Annotated in this window: 21 protein-coding genes and 1 pseudogene; 20 read left to right on the top strand and 2 right to left on the bottom strand. The window is 36.4% G+C overall.

Annotation, left to right across the window (positions count from 1 at the left end; all coding sequences use genetic code 11):
* Window positions 1-167: 167 nt before the first annotated feature.
* Both IPK91_13235 and IPK91_13230 read right to left on the bottom strand, forming a co-directional pair.
* Window positions 168-1778: a sulfatase-like hydrolase/transferase gene (locus IPK91_13235; protein ID MBK8298209.1), complete on the bottom strand. Its 1611-nt coding sequence runs from the start codon at window positions 1776-1778 to the stop codon at window positions 168-170.
* Entirely contained in the window at window positions 1775-3016 is a 1242-nt protein-coding gene (locus IPK91_13230) for a YHYH protein (protein ID MBK8298208.1), read from the bottom strand. Before IPK91_13230 ends, IPK91_13235 begins: the two co-directional genes overlap by 4 nt.
* Window positions 3017-3119: 103 nt before the next feature.
* On the opposite strand from IPK91_13230, the gene IPK91_13225 reads away from it, so the two are divergent.
* From IPK91_13225 to IPK91_13130, 20 genes and pseudogenes are all read left to right on the top strand, one after another.
* Window positions 3120-3422 (top strand): hypothetical protein, encoded by a 303-nt coding sequence (locus tag IPK91_13225; GenBank protein MBK8298207.1) that lies wholly within the window; start codon window positions 3120-3122, stop codon window positions 3420-3422.
* Window positions 3388-3501, top strand: a complete 114-nt coding sequence (locus IPK91_13220; protein MBK8298206.1) for a type II toxin-antitoxin system RelE/ParE family toxin — start codon at window positions 3388-3390, stop codon at window positions 3499-3501. Before IPK91_13225 ends, IPK91_13220 begins: the two co-directional genes overlap by 35 nt.
* Before the next feature lie 205 nt (window positions 3502-3706).
* On the top strand, window positions 3707-5380 hold the full coding sequence (locus IPK91_13215) for a beta-lactamase family protein (protein MBK8298205.1): 1674 nt from the start codon (window positions 3707-3709) through the stop codon (window positions 5378-5380).
* A 195-nt stretch (window positions 5381-5575) separates the two neighbouring features.
* On the top strand, window positions 5576-5806 hold the full coding sequence (locus tag IPK91_13210) for a hypothetical protein (GenBank protein MBK8298204.1): 231 nt from the start codon (window positions 5576-5578) through the stop codon (window positions 5804-5806).
* Window positions 5803-6084, top strand: coding sequence for a type II toxin-antitoxin system RelE/ParE family toxin (locus IPK91_13205; protein ID MBK8298203.1), 282 nt, complete (start codon window positions 5803-5805; stop codon window positions 6082-6084). The genes IPK91_13210 and IPK91_13205 overlap by 4 nt, the downstream gene beginning before the upstream one ends.
* Before the next feature lie 156 nt (window positions 6085-6240).
* Entirely contained in the window at window positions 6241-7326 is a 1086-nt protein-coding gene (locus IPK91_13200; protein MBK8298202.1) for an efflux RND transporter periplasmic adaptor subunit, read from the top strand.
* Window positions 7323-8581, top strand: a pseudogene (locus IPK91_13195) (ABC transporter permease). The gene IPK91_13200 and the pseudogene IPK91_13195 overlap by 4 nt, the downstream one beginning before the upstream one ends.
* Before the next feature lies 1 nt (window position 8582).
* A complete protein-coding gene (locus IPK91_13190; GenBank protein ID MBK8298201.1) occupies window positions 8583-9263 on the top strand; it encodes an ABC transporter ATP-binding protein in 681 nt (226 codons plus the stop codon).
* 301 nt (window positions 9264-9564) lie between these two features.
* A complete protein-coding gene (locus IPK91_13185; protein MBK8298200.1) occupies window positions 9565-10317 on the top strand; it encodes a DUF3667 domain-containing protein in 753 nt (250 codons plus the stop codon).
* Between the two features lie 1410 nt (window positions 10318-11727).
* Entirely contained in the window at window positions 11728-12519 is a 792-nt protein-coding gene (locus IPK91_13180; GenBank protein ID MBK8298199.1) for a hypothetical protein, read from the top strand.
* 239 nt (window positions 12520-12758) lie between these two features.
* Window positions 12759-13193, top strand: a complete 435-nt coding sequence (locus IPK91_13175; GenBank protein ID MBK8298198.1) for an SRPBCC family protein — start codon at window positions 12759-12761, stop codon at window positions 13191-13193.
* Between the two features lie 12 nt (window positions 13194-13205).
* A complete protein-coding gene (locus tag IPK91_13170) occupies window positions 13206-13562 on the top strand; it encodes a DUF4260 domain-containing protein (protein ID MBK8298197.1) in 357 nt (118 codons plus the stop codon).
* A 180-nt stretch (window positions 13563-13742) separates the two neighbouring features.
* Complete coding sequence (locus IPK91_13165; GenBank protein MBK8298196.1) at window positions 13743-14048, top strand: GNAT family N-acetyltransferase; 306 nt, start codon at window positions 13743-13745, stop codon at window positions 14046-14048.
* A gap of 172 nt (window positions 14049-14220) precedes the next feature.
* Entirely contained in the window at window positions 14221-15177 is a 957-nt protein-coding gene (locus IPK91_13160) for an aldo/keto reductase (GenBank protein MBK8298195.1), read from the top strand.
* Between the two features lie 68 nt (window positions 15178-15245).
* Window positions 15246-15977, top strand: coding sequence for an SDR family NAD(P)-dependent oxidoreductase (locus tag IPK91_13155; GenBank protein ID MBK8298194.1), 732 nt, complete (start codon window positions 15246-15248; stop codon window positions 15975-15977).
* 207 nt (window positions 15978-16184) lie between these two features.
* A complete protein-coding gene (locus IPK91_13150; GenBank protein MBK8298193.1) occupies window positions 16185-16700 on the top strand; it encodes a cupin domain-containing protein in 516 nt (171 codons plus the stop codon).
* 159 nt (window positions 16701-16859) lie between these two features.
* Window positions 16860-17906, top strand: a complete 1047-nt coding sequence (locus IPK91_13145) for a hypothetical protein (GenBank protein ID MBK8298192.1) — start codon at window positions 16860-16862, stop codon at window positions 17904-17906.
* Between the two features lie 213 nt (window positions 17907-18119).
* A complete protein-coding gene (locus tag IPK91_13140) occupies window positions 18120-18884 on the top strand; it encodes a hypothetical protein (protein MBK8298191.1) in 765 nt (254 codons plus the stop codon).
* Window positions 18885-18896: 12 nt separating this feature from the next.
* Window positions 18897-19376 carry a tryptophan-rich sensory protein gene (locus IPK91_13135; protein ID MBK8298190.1) on the top strand — a complete coding sequence of 160 codons (480 nt, stop codon included), beginning with the start codon at window positions 18897-18899 and terminating at the stop codon, window positions 19374-19376.
* A 497-nt stretch (window positions 19377-19873) separates the two neighbouring features.
* Complete coding sequence (locus tag IPK91_13130; GenBank protein MBK8298189.1) at window positions 19874-22159, top strand: PD40 domain-containing protein; 2286 nt, start codon at window positions 19874-19876, stop codon at window positions 22157-22159.
* The last annotated feature ends 53 nt before the right edge of the window (window positions 22160-22212 follow it).

Genomic DNA, 22212 nt, shown 5'->3' with positions numbered 1-22212 from the left:
AGTTCTACCTATCCCCCCCTTTTATGCTATCAATTCATCAATTTCTTGAAATACCTTTTCAGGTCTTTGTCTCCCAAAATTCACCCGGATTTCAAAAATGTCCAGTAGTATGCTCGGCGCGTTGTATGATGCCAGATGTTTTTTTGTCAAAATCTAAATAAAATGCTTCAATACTTCACGACCAGTTTTTGATAGATACCGGCTTCATGCTGGACTTGCAGCATATAAACGCCCGTTGGCAAGGCGGAGATATCTATTTTTGTGTAATCGCTTGTGCGCTCAAACTGAGATTTTTTCACTCCGGCCATATCGAACACCTGAATGCTTAGGGCCATACTCGGACCACTATTTTTCACATAAAAAATGCCACTGGAAGGGTTGGGATACACATTGAGCCCATTGTTTAAGCGCTCATCTTCTGTGGATGTGAAAATCGGATTGCAAGTATTTGTGCCGATTAATTGGCTAAGTTTTGTGCACAGGTAAACATAATGGTCGGTCGCTTCACTCGTGAGGGGCTGGGTCAACAGATCGTTTTGCTCTAGCAGGTTGTCAGTCAGGTAGTAAAACTCCTGGTGGCCGTCGTCAAAATGAAGTAATTTATACTGGATATCTCGGATGGTTTTGCCATCATTGGGACCGGAAACGGGCATGAATTGCTCGGAAAAATTCCAATCCCGGACAGCCGTGTTCTGGTTTTTTAAAATGGGCAACAGGCTTTTAGCGTCAACGGGTTTGTCAGCAGGAATGGCCGTTGGCCAGAGTTCAAACCCAGCGAGTTCGAGAATGGTAGCGAACAGGTCCGTCGTGTTCACCAAAGCATCGCTGACGCGGCCCGGTGATTCCACAGCTGGCCCAGCTATAACAAACGGAACATGGATGCCATATTCATAAATCGTGCCTTTGTATTGCGAAGTATCGACGATTTGAGAAACCCTTCGTGCGTTTCCATTGTCGCCTATGAAGATGATATTGGTGCTATCCAGTTGGCCATTCTGGTCGAGCCATTGTAGCAATCGCCCGGTTTCGGTATCCATTGCTTCAATCATTGCCCGAAAGTATTTTTTGGGATTTTGATTGATGTCCATTATAGTACCCGTAAGTCCCGGCACGGTATGCAGTGCAGCAGGTGGCTGATGAAAGGGGGTATGTGGTGCATTAAAAGCAAGCCAAAGAAAAAAGGGTTGATTCCCATTTAGCCCATCGAGCCATTGAATGGCATCGTTCACGGTTTCAGTGGTGGCGTAGATAGTAGTGTTTGTGGGGCTGGAGCCATTGGTAGTTTTTTTCCAATCGAAATAATTGGGTATTTCGCCCAGAAAGTTGCCAGAATAATGGTCAAACCCCATAAGGTTTGGGTAAAAAAGCGATTGAGTAGTCTGAACATTGAGGTGCCATTTGCCAATATTGGCCGTTGCATACGGGATTGGCGCAGCATTTTTTAACAATTTCCCGATGCTTATTTCAGCCGTATCTAATTGAGCAGCGGTACTACCAGACAATGCAGTACCAACACCTGTGCGAAAAGCATACCGCCCCGTCAACATACCGGCGCGCGTGGGGGAGCAAAGTGGGTTGGCCCATGCGGATGTAAAGCGCACCCCCCGAGGGAGTAGTCCACGGATATTGGGCATATTCGCAGTATCCTTTGCATCTTCATAAAAGCCGCAATAATCAGTTCCCATATCATCTGCGATGATCAGAATTACGTTTTGCTGTGCCAGGCTTAATGAAACAATACCGATCCATAAAAGGGCTGGAAGAAAGAATTTATTCATCGTTGGACCAAAATTTTAACGGTGGACTGTGCTGCCTGATTCCTAATTTGAAGAAAATAGACACCGATTGGCAAAGCACTTAGGTCAAAGGTGTAATTGGTGGCAGTTTGAATCGTGTTCATTTGATCTATGAGCGTACCCGTTTGGTTGAAAAGGGATGCGGTCATATTGCTGTGGTACGAAGGGGCCAAGAAAAAATTCAGTTGGTCACTTGCCGGATTAGGGTAAGCACTGAAAACAATTTGATTGCCGGCCTCATTCACACTTGTGTAAACCACAACAGGTTCATTGATTACGTTTTTCCCTGAATTTGGCCCTGTGTTTCCGGGCTGCACCAATCCAATAAAGTGCGAACCCAGTACATACGGGAAAGCGGGTTCTAAGTCTGCCTCCAGGGTAATAAAATAGGCATAAGTACCGCCTGGATATTCTGGCGTAATACAAAAACGGCCATTGTACTGGTCAAGGTCTCCAAACCCAGCAACAAATTCATAGTCTTCTATGTACGCCCCCAATGGATACACCACCAGCGCCGGGCCGTAGCTGGCGGCGGGCAAAACAGTGCCATCAGGTAGCGTCGTGCGGTCTGTTATGTTGCGTAAGCGATAACTGCTGCGAATTCGCTTGATCGAACCGGTACCATCTGCCTTTTCAAAACCGTAGGCACCATAAATGGGAAACCCATCGAAGGCATACCCCACTATTGGTGCATGTTGCGTGTTATCTGTATCATCATACAGGCAGGTTGGGTTGACATGCAAATGGTACTCGTGCATGTTATTGGGATGGCCAAGACAATCGTCAAAGGTTTCCATCAACAAATGCTCAAAATAAAAGGCATTTTGATACCACACATTTTCGTTCTCCCAACTTTTAGCATCTTTGGGATTATAAATAGATACACCATTGGTCCAAATACCAATATGACCGTACGGTGTGGGAATTTTGGCGCCTATTTTTTCGGCAGGATTCAGGGTGATTTTGAAGACAAAATTCTGATTTTCAGGCGACCAAGGGTTGTTTGGCCAATCATACCCAACCGGTATCCAGTCCGGGATATTGTAAGTGCTGACATACACATTGTTGGTTGAATATTGAACCTGCTGCACATTCGTTGGGATGTTACCAAAACCAGTTTGACCGTTCGAGTTAATGATCCAAGCGGTAATGGCAGGGTTAGATTGACCAGATACCAGGAAGGTGTTTACGAGGAAGAATAATATGAAATATGTCCGCATACTGTTTTTTTTATGAGTAATGAGTGGTTTTCAGAAATCAAATTTCAAAACCACTTATCGGTGACTAAAAATGAATAACAATGGCCTTATGAAAAGATAGACTTTGCCCAGCAAAATAAGTTTAAAATCAGCGCAAAATAATCATGCAAACCAACTTAAATTACTGATTTTAAAAGGATTACATAATATCGATACTCGATATCACTTTGCCATCTTGAAGGGGTCAAAAGGATTTGGCTATTGTGTAAAAAAAAGTAAAAATGGGTTCGTTATTAAGGAATTATGGAATGGTACAGGAAATTACAAAGTTTATTGGGAAGTAAAAACCGTCCGTATGGGCTACGAAAACTATAGAGTAAAAACGCCCATCAATGCATCTTCGAGAATTAATCGAAGGAAATTATAGAATAGTTTATCGTGTAAATACTGAAGTGGTTTATATTGCAAGAGTTCAACATTCCGCAATGCTATTGAGTGAGATCTAAAAAGCCCGCTGATAACATGGCATAGACACTACACCGCCAAGCATCTAAAATTATTCTTTTATAATTTTTTTCGATTATAAAAATAATTTTTCACTTTTGGCTGCTAATGGTTTGGCTATAATGCGTCTATACCTAATCCGTTAGCTGCAATATGACCTCCAGCTGATTTGAAATTGGACAAAGGATAAATTACTATTTTAGAAATATGAAAAATTCGAATATAATATTGTTTTTTCTCAGCTTTTACCTCGATTCATTTTGCCAGCCAATTAATGATTCATTAAAACATAAAATTGATCTTCTTTTTACAAAATGGGATACACCCTTTAGTCCTGGCTGTGCCATAGCCGTAGTAAGAAATGATTCTATTATTTATTCGAAAGGCTATGGGATGGCAAATCTTGAATACAGCATTCCAAACGAACCTAAAACCATTTTTCATGTAGCCTCTGTTTCAAAACAATTTACTGCCTGGGCAATCATTAGACTTGCCGAAGAAGGAAAAATATCACTTGATGATGATATTCGTAAATATCTTATCTGGTTCCCTGATCTTAAAGAGAAAATTTCAATCCGAAACTTATTGAATCATACCAGTGGCATCAGGGATCAATGGCAGTTACTGACATTAGCTGGAACAGAATCTGAGGATTTAGTCACACAGCAGCATATCATAAAAATACTTAGTAAACAGCAAGGGTTGAATTTTAAACCAGGAGATAAATACATGTATTCTAACAGCGGATATAGTTTGTTAGCTGAAATAGTAAAAGCCGTTACTGGCCAGACACTCCGGCAATTCTCAGACTCAACGATATTTAAACCCCTGGGAATGTATGACTCCCACATACATGACGAATGTACGGAGATCGTAAAAGGCCGATCCTACTCTTATGATCGTATAGGCAGCAGTCATTTTACAAACAGCATTTTAAGCTATTCTAATTCCGGTGCCACCGGCCTTTTTACCAACGTTATTGATATGAGCAAATGGGTAATGAATTTCTATACCCCACAAATAGGAAGCCAAAAAGATATTGATACACTCACAAAAAACGCAATTCTTAATAATGGCAGGGAAATACCTTATGCCGCTGGCCTTGTTACTGAATTATTCAAAGGCTGGCAACAATATTCCCACTCTGGAGGCGATGCAGGTTACAGGTCTTATATTTCAGTTATTCCAGACATCAAAATGGGGTTTATTATTTTTAGCAATCTGGCTGATTTTAACCCTGAGGAAAAAGCAATCGAAATCAAAAATATTTTGGTCAGGGACAAATCATTACAAACAAATACCAGGACAACAATTAGACGGGATAGTGTTGCAGCACAAATAAGGGATATTTCAAAAATAAAAATATATGCGGGATACTATATCGGAGAAGATGGGCTTCCCATCAGTTTTGAAATTGTAAGAGGAAAATTTTACTACCACATTTACGAACAAAGCAATTTTTTGATAGAAGAATCAAAGGATGTTTTTTCCATACCACAGACACCGGATGTAAGTTTTGCTTTTTCAATAGATGGCAAAGACACAATTTTGAACGTAAAATCAAAATTACAGGAGTATCGCTTAATTAAATACAATCCCAATACTGTACAAACAAATAATTATTTAAATAAATATACCGGCACGTATTATTGCCCCGAACTGGATTGTACATATAATATTGAAATTAAAGATCATTCATTGATGCTTACCAACGCAAAGTATAGTGATACAAAAATAACTTTGATAGGAAGTGAACATTTAATGACCAACAACTGGTGGATTAGTCATCTTATGGTAATTAGAGACAAGAATAATAATGTAACCGGCTTTGAAATAAACTGTCACAGAATCATGCATCTGCGATTTAATAAGCTCAGGTAAAATTATACAGCGGCTAACAGCAAGTTTGCTTCATGCGGGCAAAATCACAAATTTGGCGTGCATGTTTTCTATGAGCATTGGTCTTGGCAGACAAATCATTCTACGAAAACCCGCACAGCCCAAACTTGCAAACCGTTATACCACATCAACTGAAAGACAAAATATATTGTAACTTTGTTGATCTTAATATAAGATATGACTCGCACAAAACTTATAAATAGCATTAGTGAACTTATACAACACATTAACGATCAGGAATTACTACAGTTGTTATATTATATGCATATAAGACATAGTTCAGCAAAATCAGGTGAATTATGGAACTCCATCTCACCAGAACAAAAAGAAGAAGTTTTAAAGGCTTATGAAGAATCTAAAAATGATGAGAATTTAATCCCAGTTGAAAATATTTTCAAAAACAAATGAGAATTTACTTTACCAAAAATGCCTATAAAAACTTTCAACAAATTTGCTTCTACATCAAAGAAGAATTTGGTATTAATTCAATTGATAAATTTAAATTAAAAGTACAGCATTCATTAGAGTTATTAGCTCAGCATCCCAAACTAGGTACTTTGGAACTAGAATCAAACAATTTATATGGTTTAGTCATACATAAAATGAAAAAAATATTTTATAGGATCAGGAATAATAAAATTGCAATATTCTCTTTATTTAGATGTTCGACAAAATCCAAAAAATAAACCAACATGATTCAGCTGATGTGGTATAATAGCACCTGCCCACAAATAGGGCATTTCGATTTTAATGTAAAATTAAATTATTAAACCCCTGCCTGCAGGAAACTGCAAACGTTATGCATTATACAAAAATTCTCATCTCAAAATTCAAAATCATATATGAATAATGCGTCCCGCCTAATTTTATTAATTTCTTCATTATTCTATATTGGATGTGGTAATAATACTGAGACTACAACGCCAAAAACAGCAGATGTTGTTGAAAGTGTTTATGCCTCGGGAATCGTGAAAAGTGAAAATCAATATGAAGTATTCACCAATTCAAATGGCGTAGTGGAAATTATTTTTGTAAAAGAAGGCGAACCGGTAAAAAAAGGTACGCCCATCTTTCAAATAGAAAATATAAATTCAAAACTATCCACTGAAAATGCCCGTCTTTTTTCTTTAGCAAATGATTACAAGCTTAATAAGGAAAAACTTTCAGAAGCCAAAATCTCCATCGAATTAGCTCAAAAAAAGTTAGCAAATGACTCCTTATTGTTTATAAGACACCAAGAGTTATGGCGTCAAAATATTGGTTCAAAAGTTGAGTTAGAGCAAAAAGAGTTAAGTTTTGAAAACTCTAAGGTAAATTTGAAAAAAGCGCAAGTTGTTTATGAAGATATCAATCGCCAACTAAAATTAGCCTCAGACCAAAGCAAGAACAATCTTAAAATAGCTCAAGCTACCGAAAATGATTTAATTATCAGAAGTGAAGAGGATGGATACGTATATAAAATAAATGCGAAAAAAGGAGAACTTGCCACGTCAATGTCACCCCTTGCTGTCATCGGACAAAAAGACTTTAGTATTGAGTTGAATGTGGATGAATTTGATATAGTTAAAATCAGGAAAGGGCAGAAAGTGATTGTAAAAATGGATAGTTATCAGAATCAGATTTTTGAAGCTCAGGTAAATTTTATATATCCAATGATGAACGAGCGAACGAGAACATTTAAAGTGGAAGCAGTTTTTTCCAGGAAGCCTGTGATGTTGTATCCTAATTTAACGCTAGAAGCCAATATCATCATCAATGAAAAGAAGAATGTTTTAACTATTCCCACGACTTATTTATTGAATGACTCATCCGTAATGCTGGAAGATGGTACAGTGAAAGCCTTGAAAATAGGATTAAAAGATTATAGCATCACTGAGATAGTAAGTGGAATTGATAAGGACACAAAAATCAGGATGCCAAAAAAATGAAAACGAAGCACATTTTCGAAATAGCAAGAGCATTGTTAATGGCAAGATCGAAGCAAACACTTGTTGCAGCCATTGGTGTGACATTTAGTGTAGCCTTTTTTATATCGCTTCTTGGTTTTATGGAGGGGTTAAACACATTTTTAGATGGATTGGTCTTGAATAGAACACCGCATATCAGGTTGTATAATGATATTCAACCCTCGGCCATACAACCCATTGATTTAGATACTGCATATAAAGGTTACCATAATTTTATAAGTTCAATAAAGCCCGCCAATTCAAGAAAAAAAATTTACAACGTAGAAAGTATTGTTAAAAAACTAAATGCCGACAATCGGGTTTATGGAGTGGCCCCTAAAGTAACCGCTCAGGTATTTTATAATTTAGGAAATATAGAACTAAATGGCATCATTAATGGCGTAGATGTAGTGCAGGAGGCAAAGCTTTTCAATTTCAAGAATTATGTATTCGAGGGAACTATATGGATTTGCAAAACAGGTCGAACAGCATAATTTTGGGTCAGGGTGTTGCCGACAAAATGCTTGCAAAAGCAGGTGATCTTATTCAAGTCACCACCATAAATGGAGAGCAATTTTCTTTAAAAGTAATTGGTTTTTTTCAATCGGGAATTGTCGAATTAGATAAAGTACAGAGCTATGTAAGTTTGGCTACCTGTCAAAAATTGCTGGGCGAACCAAATGATTATATTAGTGACATTCAAATCAAGCTCAAAGAAATGAGCCAGGCACCTGCCATTGCCAAAGAATATAAACAACTTTTTAGGATCAGTGCTGAAGACATACAAACAGCAAACGCACAGTTTGAGACCGGCAGCAGTGCAAGAACTATCATATCCTTTGCCGTTGGTATAGTCCTTTTGATTGTGGCCGGCTTCGGTATATACAACATCCTAAACATGATGATTTATGAAAAAATGGATACCATCGCCATTCTGAAAGCCACTGGATTCTCGGGAACAGATGTAAAGAAAATATTTATCACCATTTCTTTGAGTATCGGTCTTGGGGGAGCGTTGGCAGGGGCTTTGATGGGTTTAATTTTTTCAATAATGATTGACCACATACCCTTCAACTCGACCGCAGTACCGGGTATAGATACTTACCCCGTAGATTATGGAATACAGTACTACACTATAGCCTTTTTATTTGCAGTGACTACCACATATTTCGCGGGTTGGTTTCCTGCGAAAAAAGCAAGTTCAGTAGATCCGGTTGAAATCATTAGAGGGAAATAATGTGAAAAATAAAATTGCCTTAGAAGCGAAATCAATATTCAAATCATTTTACGATCCTGTAAAAATTGATGTATTGAAAGACATATCATTTACCATAAATCGAGGAGAGTTTGTTTCTATTACGGGTAAATCTGGCTGCGGAAAATCTACTTTACTCTATATTCTTTCAACAATGGATACGGAGTACACGGGCGAACTTTTAATAGATAATCAATCCGTTACTAACAAATCAGAAAAGGAATTGGCCTTACTACGCAATGAAAAAATAGGTTTTGTGTTTCAATTTCATTACTTACTCAATGAGTTTAGCGTTTTGAGAAATGTTATGCTTCCAGGCTTTAAATTAAATAAACTATCGGAGGAAGAATTAGAACACAAAGCATTCGATCTATTAAAAATATTAGGAATAGAAAAATTGACAAATAAAATGGCTTACCAAATTTCAGGGGGAGAAAAGCAAAGAGTGGCGATAGCCCGGGCGATGATAAATAATCCACTGATTTTAATCTGTGATGAACCCACAGGAAACTTGGATAGTAAAAATACGGAGATTGTGTTTGAAATTTTTAATGAACTGGTTTATTCATTCAATAAAACCATATTAGTAGTAACCCACGACCTCAGTTTTGCAGAAAATACTCAAAGAATTATTGTTATGGAAGATGGACGAATTCTTGTTTAGCGTAAAGATATTATTAATTCTTAGGTTACAGTGAAAGTACAAATGCATAACAACACCTACAAGCAATTGGCGGTTCTTTGGTTAAATGAAGCTTTTTACTTTGTATCAAAATCAGTGTTTGCAGACCGTTTTGTACATCGAAATCGCCAACTTCTTGTAGTTGCAAAATATTATGCGTCATGCTTGGCGGCACAGCTAACTTGAAGCATTCTGCAAGTAACGAACAAATAAAAATAACTGGACACAGCATCTTAAAACCGATAAAACAGATGAAATTTTATAATTTTGTTCAACCTTCAATATGTCAACTATTTGTTTGAATTGTGAGCACCATTTTAAAGGTAATTTCTGTCCGAATTGCGGACAGAATTCAACTGTAAAAAGAATAACAGCAACTACCTTACTGGCTGATTTCCTGCACTTTTTTACACATCTTGAAAAGGGATTTTTATTTACATCTTGGGTTTTTTTGACAGCGCCAGGTATCTCCTCTATAAATTATATTTCTGGTAAGAGAAAAAAATATCAAACTCCCGCAAGTTATTTTTTAATCTGGACGGGGTTGTATATTATCCTTCATAATGCCATTGTCAATTATTTCAATTATCAATTAACTGGAGAAGTAATTACTCAATTGGATACAAGCGGGCAGGCTAATATTCTATTGCAGAAACATTTTACGCTATTCATTATTCCGGCTGTCTTATGTTCTGCATTTTCAATTTATTATGTTTTAGCAAAACCGAAATATAATTTCACTGAAATACTAGCGCTTTCCTTGTATGGAGGAGGGACATATTTTATGATGCTGTTTACAAGTGATTTAATTTTGGGACTTTTATTTAGGGTGAACGTTTTAGCTACACCCGTTTTCTTATGGCAAGGTGCTTTATCCTTCACATATAATATCTGGTTCTCTTATGACATATTTAAACGAATCCAACTACGGCTATTTTGGCTGCGATTGATTTGTGCAGCAGTCTTAGTGGCTATCAGTGGCTGGATAATATTATTCTATTTCCCGATAGCATGGATTTATTTTACAATACATTAGAGGTTGTATTTGATTACAGTTTATCTTGTAACTTATTAACTTAAAGTGCAGAGTAGCACGAACGCATAACATACAGATTAAAAGAAATAAAAGATAAATAATCTCGTTACAGTAGAGAATCAAATGAAACTACTTATACTAACGAAGAAAAGATTACCACTTTTAATTGCAATTATTTGTTGCATAGAATTATCAATTTACCTGTGGTCAGTTTGGACAAGCACTTTAAATTTAAATAATTTTTTTGCAATTCAATCAGAATTTATTTTTGACAAATGTGCCCGTTTAGCAGGCAGAATTTCATCCTTCCTTATCCTTATCACCTTATTCATGGTTGGTTATTATGGAATGAAATATATTTATAATAATGAAAAGATTAAAGAATCTTTTCTGATTTTGATAATTCTGTTTACCTGCAATCACCTAATCCATTTATTATTTGTCATTCTTCGTTTCAGAAGCCATGACGACTCAATTAGTATTCATGGACCATTAGAAATCGGTGGCACTATACATGGAATCATCACGTTCTCATCTATCGTTATAATTCCATTCATTATTTGGAACTATAAGCGTCTAAGCAAATTTCTCTATTTTGTTATAATTCTTCATTTGCTCAATATCAGTTGCTTCATTATTAAAACCTTTTTAAGTAAGGTAAAACCACCTGAACATCCAGCATATCATAATCAGTTTGGAATAGCAATAATTTGCGCTGCTTGCATTTACATTTTGTATAGAGTTTATGTTGAAAACAAGAAAAACGCACCAGTAAATAACTATTACTAAATTTGACAAAACTGACACGACAACAAATGAGATTCCTATCAAACTTCTCTGCGGACTTAGAGTTTCAATTCTTCATACAGACTGCAACACATGCCGATAACATGGATTTTAAAGGGTAAATGATTGTTGAGTAGGATAAATCAATTGAATATTCATTTGATAAACTATAAGACCATTCGTTGCTTCCTAAAGTCGAGAAAATAATTCTATCTCTAGAGAAGACTGATTCACTAATAAAACTAAATAATATTTCAAAATTCGTTGGATATAAAGTATACTATAGAATTATAATTAATGAATAAAGATTAGGATTCGAGAAGATTGATGAAAATAAAACAAGACTAATCATTATAGCTCACAGAAAAGATATCTATATGCAGTTACAACAATAAAAAGAGCACTGGCGCTAACAAAGCATAGACTATAACCCCACCCTACTACAAAAATCATTCTAATTTAATTTTTTTTGGTAATAAAAAAGTTCTTTCATAGATTTGGCTAATAATGTTTTGACGGTGCAGTGTTTACTGCCAAATCGTTATGCGACATGCTTTGGCGAGCTACAAAATCCGAACTGTGATGCAAGAAATAAACAATGACAATTCAAACTTAATAGAACAAATGTTCAAGATAACAATAAACTCATCAATACTTTATGTAACTGCTTTCCTTTTCACTACTATATTGCATGAATCCTTTCATACAATATTTGGAGTTTTATTCGACAGCCATCCTGTATTACATCATAATTACGTTGAGCACCTAAATGAAGAAACCCTTACCACAACTCAGAAAATTATAATTGCTCTTGCCGGCCCACTTATTAGTTTGATGCAGGGACTAATTGCAGCAATCATCTTTTTTAAGATGGAAAAAAATAATTTGTTTCGGATGTTTATTGCATGGGGTTCCGTTCTTGGATTTAACAATTTTCTTGGTTATGTATTAACCGGTCCGTTATTCAAGGTTGGTGACATAGGTAGGGTATATTATTTGATTGATACTCCGCTCTATCTGCAAATAACATTCGCATTGCTTGCAGCGGTTGTTTTGGTAAAGTTATCGCTGATGATGAGCAAACCATTTCTTGGATTTGCTACACGGCAAGAATGGATACTGGACGGACAATCCAGAAAAAAATTTCTGTTTCACACTATCATTCTGCCATGGATTTTCGGTTCCCTCATAATGACTGTCCTGTATCTTCCTATAATTGCACTCATTAGCATTATTTATCCTGTAATGAGTGGTTTTGTCTTTATTGGCCCGTGGCAATACGGTTATAAAATTACGGACGTTGATCTATCTGAAAGCAGAGAAATCGAGAAATTAAGTTTTAAATATATTTTAATTTTGATTGTAATTGCGTTGATTTTTAAATTTGTTCTACAGCCAGGAATTAAATTTTCATAAATGCTAACAGACATGACATCGTACATTGAATATAGATCTCCTTCATGAAAGTAGCTCAAACGTATCACAGTGAGTTTAATAAATTGACAGCTCAGTGTTTAAATAAAGTTCAATTTTTCAATCAAACCTTTGTGTTGGTTGATCATTTTGGACGACAGGGCTACCATCAAACCGAATGATAAGAAATGACAGAACTGAAAACTGACGACAATGATTTCATTAACCAAAAACAATTCAAAATGACAATCATCAACAATAATGCACCTGTAAAGTGCAGTAAAACAATTTCTATCAATGCAAGTCCTGAAAAGGTTTGGAATACACTCACAAACATTGACCAGTGGTCAACCTGGCAAACCGACATTACTAAGCCAAAAATAAGTGGAGCGTTATTGCCCGGCACAAGCTTCGTATGGACAAGCGGAGGCGCAACGATTCAATCAACCCTTCAAAGCGTAGACCCCTTTAATCGTTTGGGTTGGACAGGTAAAACTTTCGGTATTTTTGCTATTCACAACTGGACGCTAACAGAAGCAAACAATCAAACACAAGTGGCAGTTGACGAAAGCATGGAAGGGCTGTTGGCAAAACTTTTCAAAAAAGCGTTCAACAAAAGTTTAGATAAGAGTTTGCAAACTTGGTTGGATTTGCTGAAAAAAGAGTGTGAAAAATAAACAGACCACGATATGAAATACATCATTCGACTCGAAGAATTAGGATTATTTGCCATTGCGGTTTATGGTCTTTACCTACAACCTTTTCAATTTTCATGTTGGGTTTGGATTTTGCTTTTCTTATTACCCGACATCGGAGCAATTGGTTATTTCATTAATCCTGAAATTGGTGCCATTACTTACAACCTTCTTCATCACCGGTTTATAGGTGTAGTAGTTTTAGCTATCGGTTATTTAACCCAAAACCCATACTTAGTTCTAGCTGGGTTAATTGTTCTGGGACATTCGTCCTTTGACCGTGCTTTAGGTTACGGACTTAAACTTCCCGACAATTTTAATCATACCCATTTGGGATGGATAGGAAAATAATTAAACCATCCACTAACAAGGGGTTTGCGAAAGTGGGGGTGCAATGCTTCATTGACCTTTTGTGCTTATCCAAAATTTTGTGTATCGTATTAACTGTAGTGCTAATTCACCCTGCCATCGCTAACAACCAAAACGTAAGTGGTCAGACTATGACAACCCAAGACCAGAAAATATAATTGAATGACAGATATGAATTCAACGACTTTCCCAATCTTGAAAACTGAAAGATTAACGCTCAGACAATTATCAATTGACGACAAACTGGATATTTTTGCGTTGCGTTCAGACCCAAGAGTCAACAAATATCTTAACAGACAACCATGTCAGTCAGTCGAAGATGCAATAATTTTTATCAACAAGGTCAATGATAATATAGAAAGAAACGATACTTATTATTGGGTGATTACATTGACTGATGCAAAAACACTTTTAGGAAGCCATTGGGAAGATTTTATTGGTATTCAGTTCTGCCGTTCCATGGATTGATTTTTAAAGGAATGATAAATAGACTCGCTGAAATATAATTAGAGCAGTGAATAGAAGAAAAAGAAAAACAGCCCATAACCGCGGTCATTGTAAGAAGAACCGTGCATAACCAAAACAACACTAAAATGACAGACAATAAACTTGTTTATCATTGCCTTAAAAAACAAAAACCATGAAGCAAACAACAACATTAGGACACAGTACGCTACAAGTGAATAGAATTGGACTTGGCTGTATGGGCATGTCAGAGTTTTATGGTTCTTTTAATGAAGAAGAATCCATTAATACTTTGCATAAGGCCATCGAATTCGGAGTAAATTTTTTTGACACAGCCGACATGTATGGCTGGGGGGCCAATGAACGTCTATTAGGAAAAGCATTTAAAGGAAGGTGGAGTGATGTAATTTTAGCGACCAAATTTGCTGTGATGCGAGGACCTAATGGCGAATATCTTGGACTTAACTGTAAGCCAGAATACATAAGACAAGCTTGCGAACAAAGTCTTCAAAATTTTGGAGTTGATACAATTGATTTGTATTACATGCATCGGCAAGATCGGAAAGTGGAAATTGAAGAAATTGTTGGCACAATGAGTGATTTAGTAAAACAAGGAAAGGTAAAACACTTAGGCATTTGTGAAGCGAATGTAGAAATGATTCGTCGTGCACATGCTGTTCACCCACTTGCCGCCGTGCAAAACGAATATTCTTTGTGGAGCCGCGAACCTGAACAAGAGGTTTTGGATGTGTGTCAGGAACTCGGAATCACTTTTGTTGCATATAGCCCTCTTGGACGGGGGTTCTTAACAGGAGCAATCAAAAGTCGGGCAGATTTGGAAACCAGTGATTGGCGTCTTACACTTCCTCGTTTTACAGACGAAGCGATAAAGGACAATCTAAAATTTGTAGAGGTTGTGGAGCAAATTGCACAAAACAAAAAAGTTACCAAAGCACAAGTCGCTCTTGCCTGGGTTCTTAGTCAAAACGATGATATCGTGACGATTCCGGGTACTCGAAAAGTTCATCGTCTCGAAGAGAATTTAGCTGCATTGAATGTGGAATTAACAAATACTGATTTGGCTACAATTCAAAATTCTATGCCATCACAAACAGTTGGAAATCGTTATTAAAAAAACAAAAGAATCTGTCAATAAGCAAGCGTTTTGAAAGATACAAATTCAATTAAACAATAACAATTATGAAATTATCAACCAACAAAATTTTAGTCACAGGCGGTGCAAGCGGTATCGGTTTAGGACTTACCGAGAGATTTATCCAGGAGAACAATACTGTGATCATCTGTGGCAGACGAGAAGCTACATTACGTGAAGTAAAAGACAAATTTCCCTCTGTAATTACTAAAGTTTGCGACTTATCTTTAGAAGCAGACCGAGTTGAACTTTATAATTGGGTATCAGAAAATCATTCTGACCTGAATGTGCTTGTAAATAACGCTGGTATTCAAAATTGGATGAACATTTCTGACAGTGACTTTTATTCTAAAACGGCAAATGAGATTATTACAAATGTGTTAGCTCCAATTCACTTGACAACTCAATTTATTAATTTAAAGAAGTTGGACACTATTATCAACGTGACATCTGGTTTAGCATTCGTTCAACTTTCCAAAGTCCCTGTCTATTGTGCTACAAAAGCATCTCTTCATTCATTTACACTTTCATTACGACACATGTTAAAGGGGAAAAATATAGAAGTAATTGAAATGATACCACCAGCTTTAAATACAGACCTTGGAGGTAAAGGATTACACGATGGACAACCACCTGTTTCAGATTTTATTAATGCAGTTTTCCTACAAATGAAAGAAGGCAAAACAGAATTGACTTTTGGATTTAGTGAAGTTATGGCAAAAGCAACACCAGATAGTATCAATGCGACTTTCAATAAAATGAACCCATATTCACATTAGAAAATTAAACAACGTGTTGATAAGAAGAATAACGAAGTATTAATACGGGTTTGTCAAAAGCAGCGGTTCAGTACTCCGGAGATACACTTGTGGTTAATTTGTCATTGGTTCGCTGTATCAACTTTTATGGTAAAAATCGTCACCTTCGCCAAGCCCAAAACCGTAGTGGCAACCAAATGAGCGACATAACGAAAAATATCGTATCAAATGAAAAGTGTATTTAAAAAACAACTTACCTCAAAATTTACTAAAATTTCAACATCAATAAATTTAAAAATTATATCATCATCTAAATTTATCGTGTTGGCTCCCCAGGAAGGGTTGAGATTACAATCCAGTCCTGTCCGTGACCTGATTTTCAAAGTTACAGGAGAAGATACTGGTGGAGCATTCGACTATTTTATAGTTGAGGTCGCTCTACATGGTGGACCTCCGCTTCATGTCTATCATAAGCAACAGGTAACAATCCATGTTCTATATGGAAAATTCAAAGTCAGGATTGGTGATGATATTTTCTACTGCAATGAAGGGGACTTTGCCTATCTACCTTCAAAAGTTCCAAATGCCTTCCTCAACTTGACTAATGAGCCAGACGAGATTATTGTAGTCTATACTCCAAGTGGCGGACACAAATTTTATGAAGAACTTAGACCCCTCATGCACAGTGGTTCTCCTGACAAAAAAGTGGTCGGTCAACTCCTTGAGAAATTTGAAATGACTTAACTTGTACCTTCATTCTGCCAAGATTGAGATAAAGGATTTAAAATTCATTATTGACAAATTGACCTGGACTTACTAGATTGGCCACCGCTAGCAGGGGTTTGCGATAGCGGGGTTCTATGCTCCAAAGACAAAAAATGAAAAAAAATAAAACACCTTATTATGCTCTTTAAGACACTTAACGTCTTAGTTTCTTTGACAATTTTCTCCTCTTGCAGCGGACAAGGACAAAAATCAACAAAGAAAGAAATTGAAACAACTACATGTTTGCTTGTTGGTGACACAGTTTATCAAGTTGACGGAGAAATTCGAGGAATCATTCAAGACTCTAAAAACAATCTTTGGTTTGCATCAAATGGAAATGGGGTTTATAAATATGATGGCAAATCGGTTATCAACTTTACAGAAAAACATGGCCTTAGTAGTAATTATGTTTGGATGGCAAAGGAAGGAAAGAACGGAAATATTTGGTTCAAGACAAATGTTCGACCAAAAGACATAGACGCCATTTGCTTTTTTGACGGCTTTCAATTTAAAACCGTCCAACCAGACACAAATCGGATAGCTTATGATTTTAAGAACGGAGAATTGTTGTTTGACTATTATTTCGATGGGAAATCACTTTCAAAAATTCAACTTCCACATACTTCACCCATTAAAAATGAAGAAAACAAACGCCATCATTACGACATTTTTACTACCTGTATAGACAAAAGTGGCAATGCTTGGTTTGGCACTTGCACAGCAGGTATTTGCAAATACGATGGTGAAAAATATACTTGGTTTGACAATAAGGAGCTCGGCTCCGCAACTAGGGACATTTATGAAGATAGGAAGGGTAGATTTTGGTCCTGTAATAATGGTGATGGGTTATTTCGATATGACGGGGAGAATTTTGTTAATTTTTCAAAAGAGAAGAACTTACACAACCCTGATTTCGAAAAATATCCGATTGGCAAACCGGGACTAATGTCAAGAGTTTGGAAAATTACAGAAGACAATCAAGGTAATCTTTGGGTGGCAACAATTGACAATGGCGTTTGGAGTATCAGCGATAATTCCATTACGAACTATACAACAAAAGACGGCTTACCTATGGACAATATTTGGACAGTATATACCGACAACCAAGGTAAACTTTGGGTGGGAACAGAAGGAGATGGCTTATATACTTTTAATGGCAAGACATTTACTAAATTCAAGTTATGACAGAAGAACGAAGAGATGCCGTTAACTGGTGTTTGGTAAAATAGAGGATTCAGAGGTTAATTAAACATTCTACCTTGTATCAACTTTTGTGCTGGGCTGACTGTTTTAAGCTTCGGAATCCGCTTTTTCAACAAGTCCGAACCCCTTCCTTGCACTCAAACCTTATATCTTCATCAATAAAACATACAATCAGAAATTAAAATAGACAACAAAATGAAAACTTTAATTAATTCAATCGCTATTATATTACTGACTTTCATCTTGAATATTTCAGTGAGTGCGCAGATAAATATTGATTTGGAAACTGGGGCTGTTTTTACTGGTTATAATAATGTTCGCATTCCGGGCGATCTGGGTACATCTTTTTCTCTTAAAGATGATTTAAAAGCTAAAACCCAGCTATTTTATCGTTTTAGAGCAGGTTACATAATAAAAAAGCGGCACACGCTTTCCCTATTATATGCTCCTCTTGAGACTAAATCAAAAGGCAGTGTGGCAAATGATATTTTCTTTGAAGGTGTTTTATTTCCTGCTAAAACTGAATTTGTCGGTAAATATAAATTTAATTCTTACAGGTTGACGTACCGATACGATATAGTAAATAAATCTAAGATTGTTTTCGGATTAGGATTCACTGCAAAAATCAGAGATGCAAAAATTGCACTTTCTACGCCTGGATTAACTTCTGAAAAAACGAATGTTGGATTTGTTCCAATTATTAATTTCAGGCTTGTATGGAACGTATATGGTAAGTTTGGTCTGTTACTGGATGGAGATGCACTTGCAGCTCCGCAGGGAAGAGCTGAAGATGTTGTGATTGCTGCAACATATAAACTCTCAGAAAATTTTGGTATTCGGGCAGGATACCGCATTCTCGAAGGAGGTGCAGACAATGACGAGGTTTATAATTTTGCGCTCTTCCATTATGCTTCCATTGGATTGACGTATACTTTTAATAGCAAGAATGAATCAAATTAAAATTATTTACGCATGAGCAAATTGCAAATAATAAAACTAATAGTATCCATAATAGTTCCTTTAGGCCTCGGTAGTTTAGCAGGAATATTTACAGCTCAATCAGTACCTGAATGGTATGCAACCTTAAACAGGCCATCGTTCAATCCCCCAAACTGGATATTTGGACCAGTTTGGACAACGCTTTACATTTTAATGGGTATCTCCTTATTCATGATTTGGAAACAGGATACGAGCAAAGAACGCAATTTGGCCATTTTAGTCTTTATGCTTCAATTGCTCCTAAATTTTGTATGGAGTTTTATCTTTTTCTATTTCAATATGATAGGATTTGCATTGATTGAAATTATTTTCTTGTGGATTGGTATTGTAGTTATGCTTTTTTTGTTTTACAAAATCAAGCCAATAGCTTCATATATTAATATACTCTATTTATTATGGGTAACTTTTGCAACCGTGCTTAATGGATGTTATTACTTTCTCAACAGAGGCTGATTCCAACTGAGGATATAAATTATAAAACAAATGCATTTCTTGGCTAATAAATGAAGGAAGGAATTATAAGGGCAGTGCACAGCTTAGAATTAAAATAATTGGTGGTCCAGTGGTTACTAGAATATATTCAAGCGGATCACCTATATTGTTGCGGACAGTTTATTACTCCGCAAATGCCACCTTCTTAAACCACAAAACGTGAGTGCACATGATGCAATAGAGATTTAAAATACTTTTAAGATTCGATAAATATCGCTCTTGATTGGCTTTGAAAATACCATTGCATCAATTTCAATTTTGTATTCTTCAAATTATTTTATTGTTGGGACAATATCACGGGACGATAAAAAGCAGCAAGCACTTCAACGCATTTTAAGTTTATGATTTTACTCCCAATTTTTTTCGGTTGTTTAATAAATTGTTTTTACTTTTGGTTAACATCCGTTTCGCGGTGCAGAGTTTACTGCCAAAAAAGTTAGCAACTAATTTAGAACGACATGAAACAACGATTATACTTTTTCATTTTTCTGATACTGACATTTAAAATATCTGTTATTGGTCAGTCTGTGGAAAGAATTTTTTATTCGACATTTAGCCCACAAGATTGGGATATTTATATTTCAAAAGACGATGGAAAAAGCATTGAAAAGTTAACGAACCACCCTTCATTAGATTATGATGCCGTTATAAGCCCAGATGGGAAATGGGTGGTGTTTACATCTGAAAGGTCCGGCATACCTCAGCTTTATGTACAGGCAATTGAAGGAGAACAATCGCCAGCTTTATTGATTAAAAGCAACTCCTTTCAAGATCAGGCAACATTCTCCCCAGATGGGAGTCAATTAGCATTTGTAGCCTCCCATGAAGGAAATTCAGAAATTTACATTATCCCATTTCTGCCAAATACCATTCAGGATATTTCAAAAGCCATAAACCTTACCAAGCATCCCGGTGGCGATTTTAGACCTTCTTTTTCTCCAAATGGTAAGCAGATTGCATTTAGCAGTGACAGGGGACATGTTATTGTTCCGCATCCTCAATTTCCATTTGCCCGTCAACGAATAGGAAATATTTACACGATTGATAATAACGGGAATAATTTGAATCGCCTCACCGATTCTAAATACTGGGACGGCAGCCCGATATGGTCGACTGATGGCAATAAAATAATATTCTATAGTGGCCGAACCGGTAAAAATACCATTTTTGAAATGAATCCAGATGGTACGAATCAAAAACAACTTATTGATTTTGAGGGGCCAGCCGTTTCACCAAAATATTTATCCAATGGGAATTTTGCTTTTACTACGTGGCACAGTGAACAGGATTTTAAAATAATGCAGGTGGACAAAGCCAAAAATGAAATAACCTCAATGTTTTCAAACAGTCCTGATTTAATGTTCAATGTAGATATTCATCCAAGAGGTCTGATCGTTTTCCACGGAGGAAAATATGCCCCAAACAAAGGAGTGCCGGGTAATTTTGGATTTGATGGGGATGTCCTGGCCAAATTACCTGATACGCTTTCTTTTGGTGAACAAAAGTTAACTATCTATGGCGTGCGCAGAGCATTTGTGGCACCGCCTCAAATAGGTAATACGCTTTTATATTACGATGCAGGAGATACACAAAGTTTTTTCGATTTTCTTAAGCCATTGGGCTATAGTGTTTTTTGGCTTCCAATCCTTATTGTCATTCTATTTATAGCAGGCATCCTTTTAGGTATACGCAATAGAAAAAAGATTTCATTTTGGAGATACCTGCTGTTCAGTATTCTTACGCTTTTTTTGGGAATTATAACAGGTGGCATTTTCTTCTTTGTAGATGCCATAAACCCAATGCCTTTAAGTACTATTCGTTTGGTAATGGGATTCCTTACAATCGCATTCATTATTTTGGGATGGTGGCAATACAAACGCACTGTTAAACGAATAGAAATTGGAATAACAACACATCGTCTATCTAAATTATACAGTTTACTTTTCTATGGTTTAGCATACTTCGCCTTTTTCTGCACTGTTTTTATCAACCAAATGGTGAATTCTACCTTACACTTTTATCAGGTTGATTATGTAACAGGAGAAAAGAAGCTTCTATTTAGTTTCGATAAAGAACCGAATACGAACCCGGCAAACTTCTCAGTATTAGATAGTAAGGTAACACATGATGGAAAATCTTTTATTTTCACAACGGGTAGTTTTAGAGCTAATGCAACAACACAGGGAGATATCTGGAAGTACGACTTTGAGACCAAAAGTGTTTCTAAACTTTCCGATTCACCCTATAATGATGGGTTTGGCGACTTTAGTGAAGATGAGAAAATGGTTTTTCGTAGTGGAAGTAATGGCAACTTCGATATTTATCTAAAAACAAATAACGTTATTGAAAACCTAACGAATGACCATCACAGAGATAATTTTCCAGCCATATCTAAGCAGGGCGACAATATTGTGTTTTCATCCGACAGGTTAAGAAAAGAAGGCGAGTATAAAACGATGGACATATTTTTAATAAAATTAAAATCAGACAATAGTTGGTCAGAACCGGAAATAATTTCAAATGGCAAAGGACAAAATGCGCATGCTCATTTTTCACCCGATGGCAAGTGGGTTATTTATACCACAGAAGAATTCGGCATAAATGATGAACAGGCCTTAATTCAGCCAATAATATTTTCGCCTCAGATGTATGGTGAAATTGTTGCTTATAATTTGAAAACAAAAGAACGAATCCGACTGACGCATAACAAATGGGACGAAGGTACTCCGCTTTGGGTTGAATAATAAAATCAGTTGCTAACAGCTAAATTGCAAAAATAGGAGAGGATGCTTCCATG

The organism is Saprospiraceae bacterium, from assembly GCA_016712145.1.
GTDB lineage: Bacteria > Bacteroidota > Bacteroidia > Chitinophagales > Saprospiraceae > Vicinibacter.
This window is presented reverse-complemented; position numbering and strand designations above follow the sequence as displayed.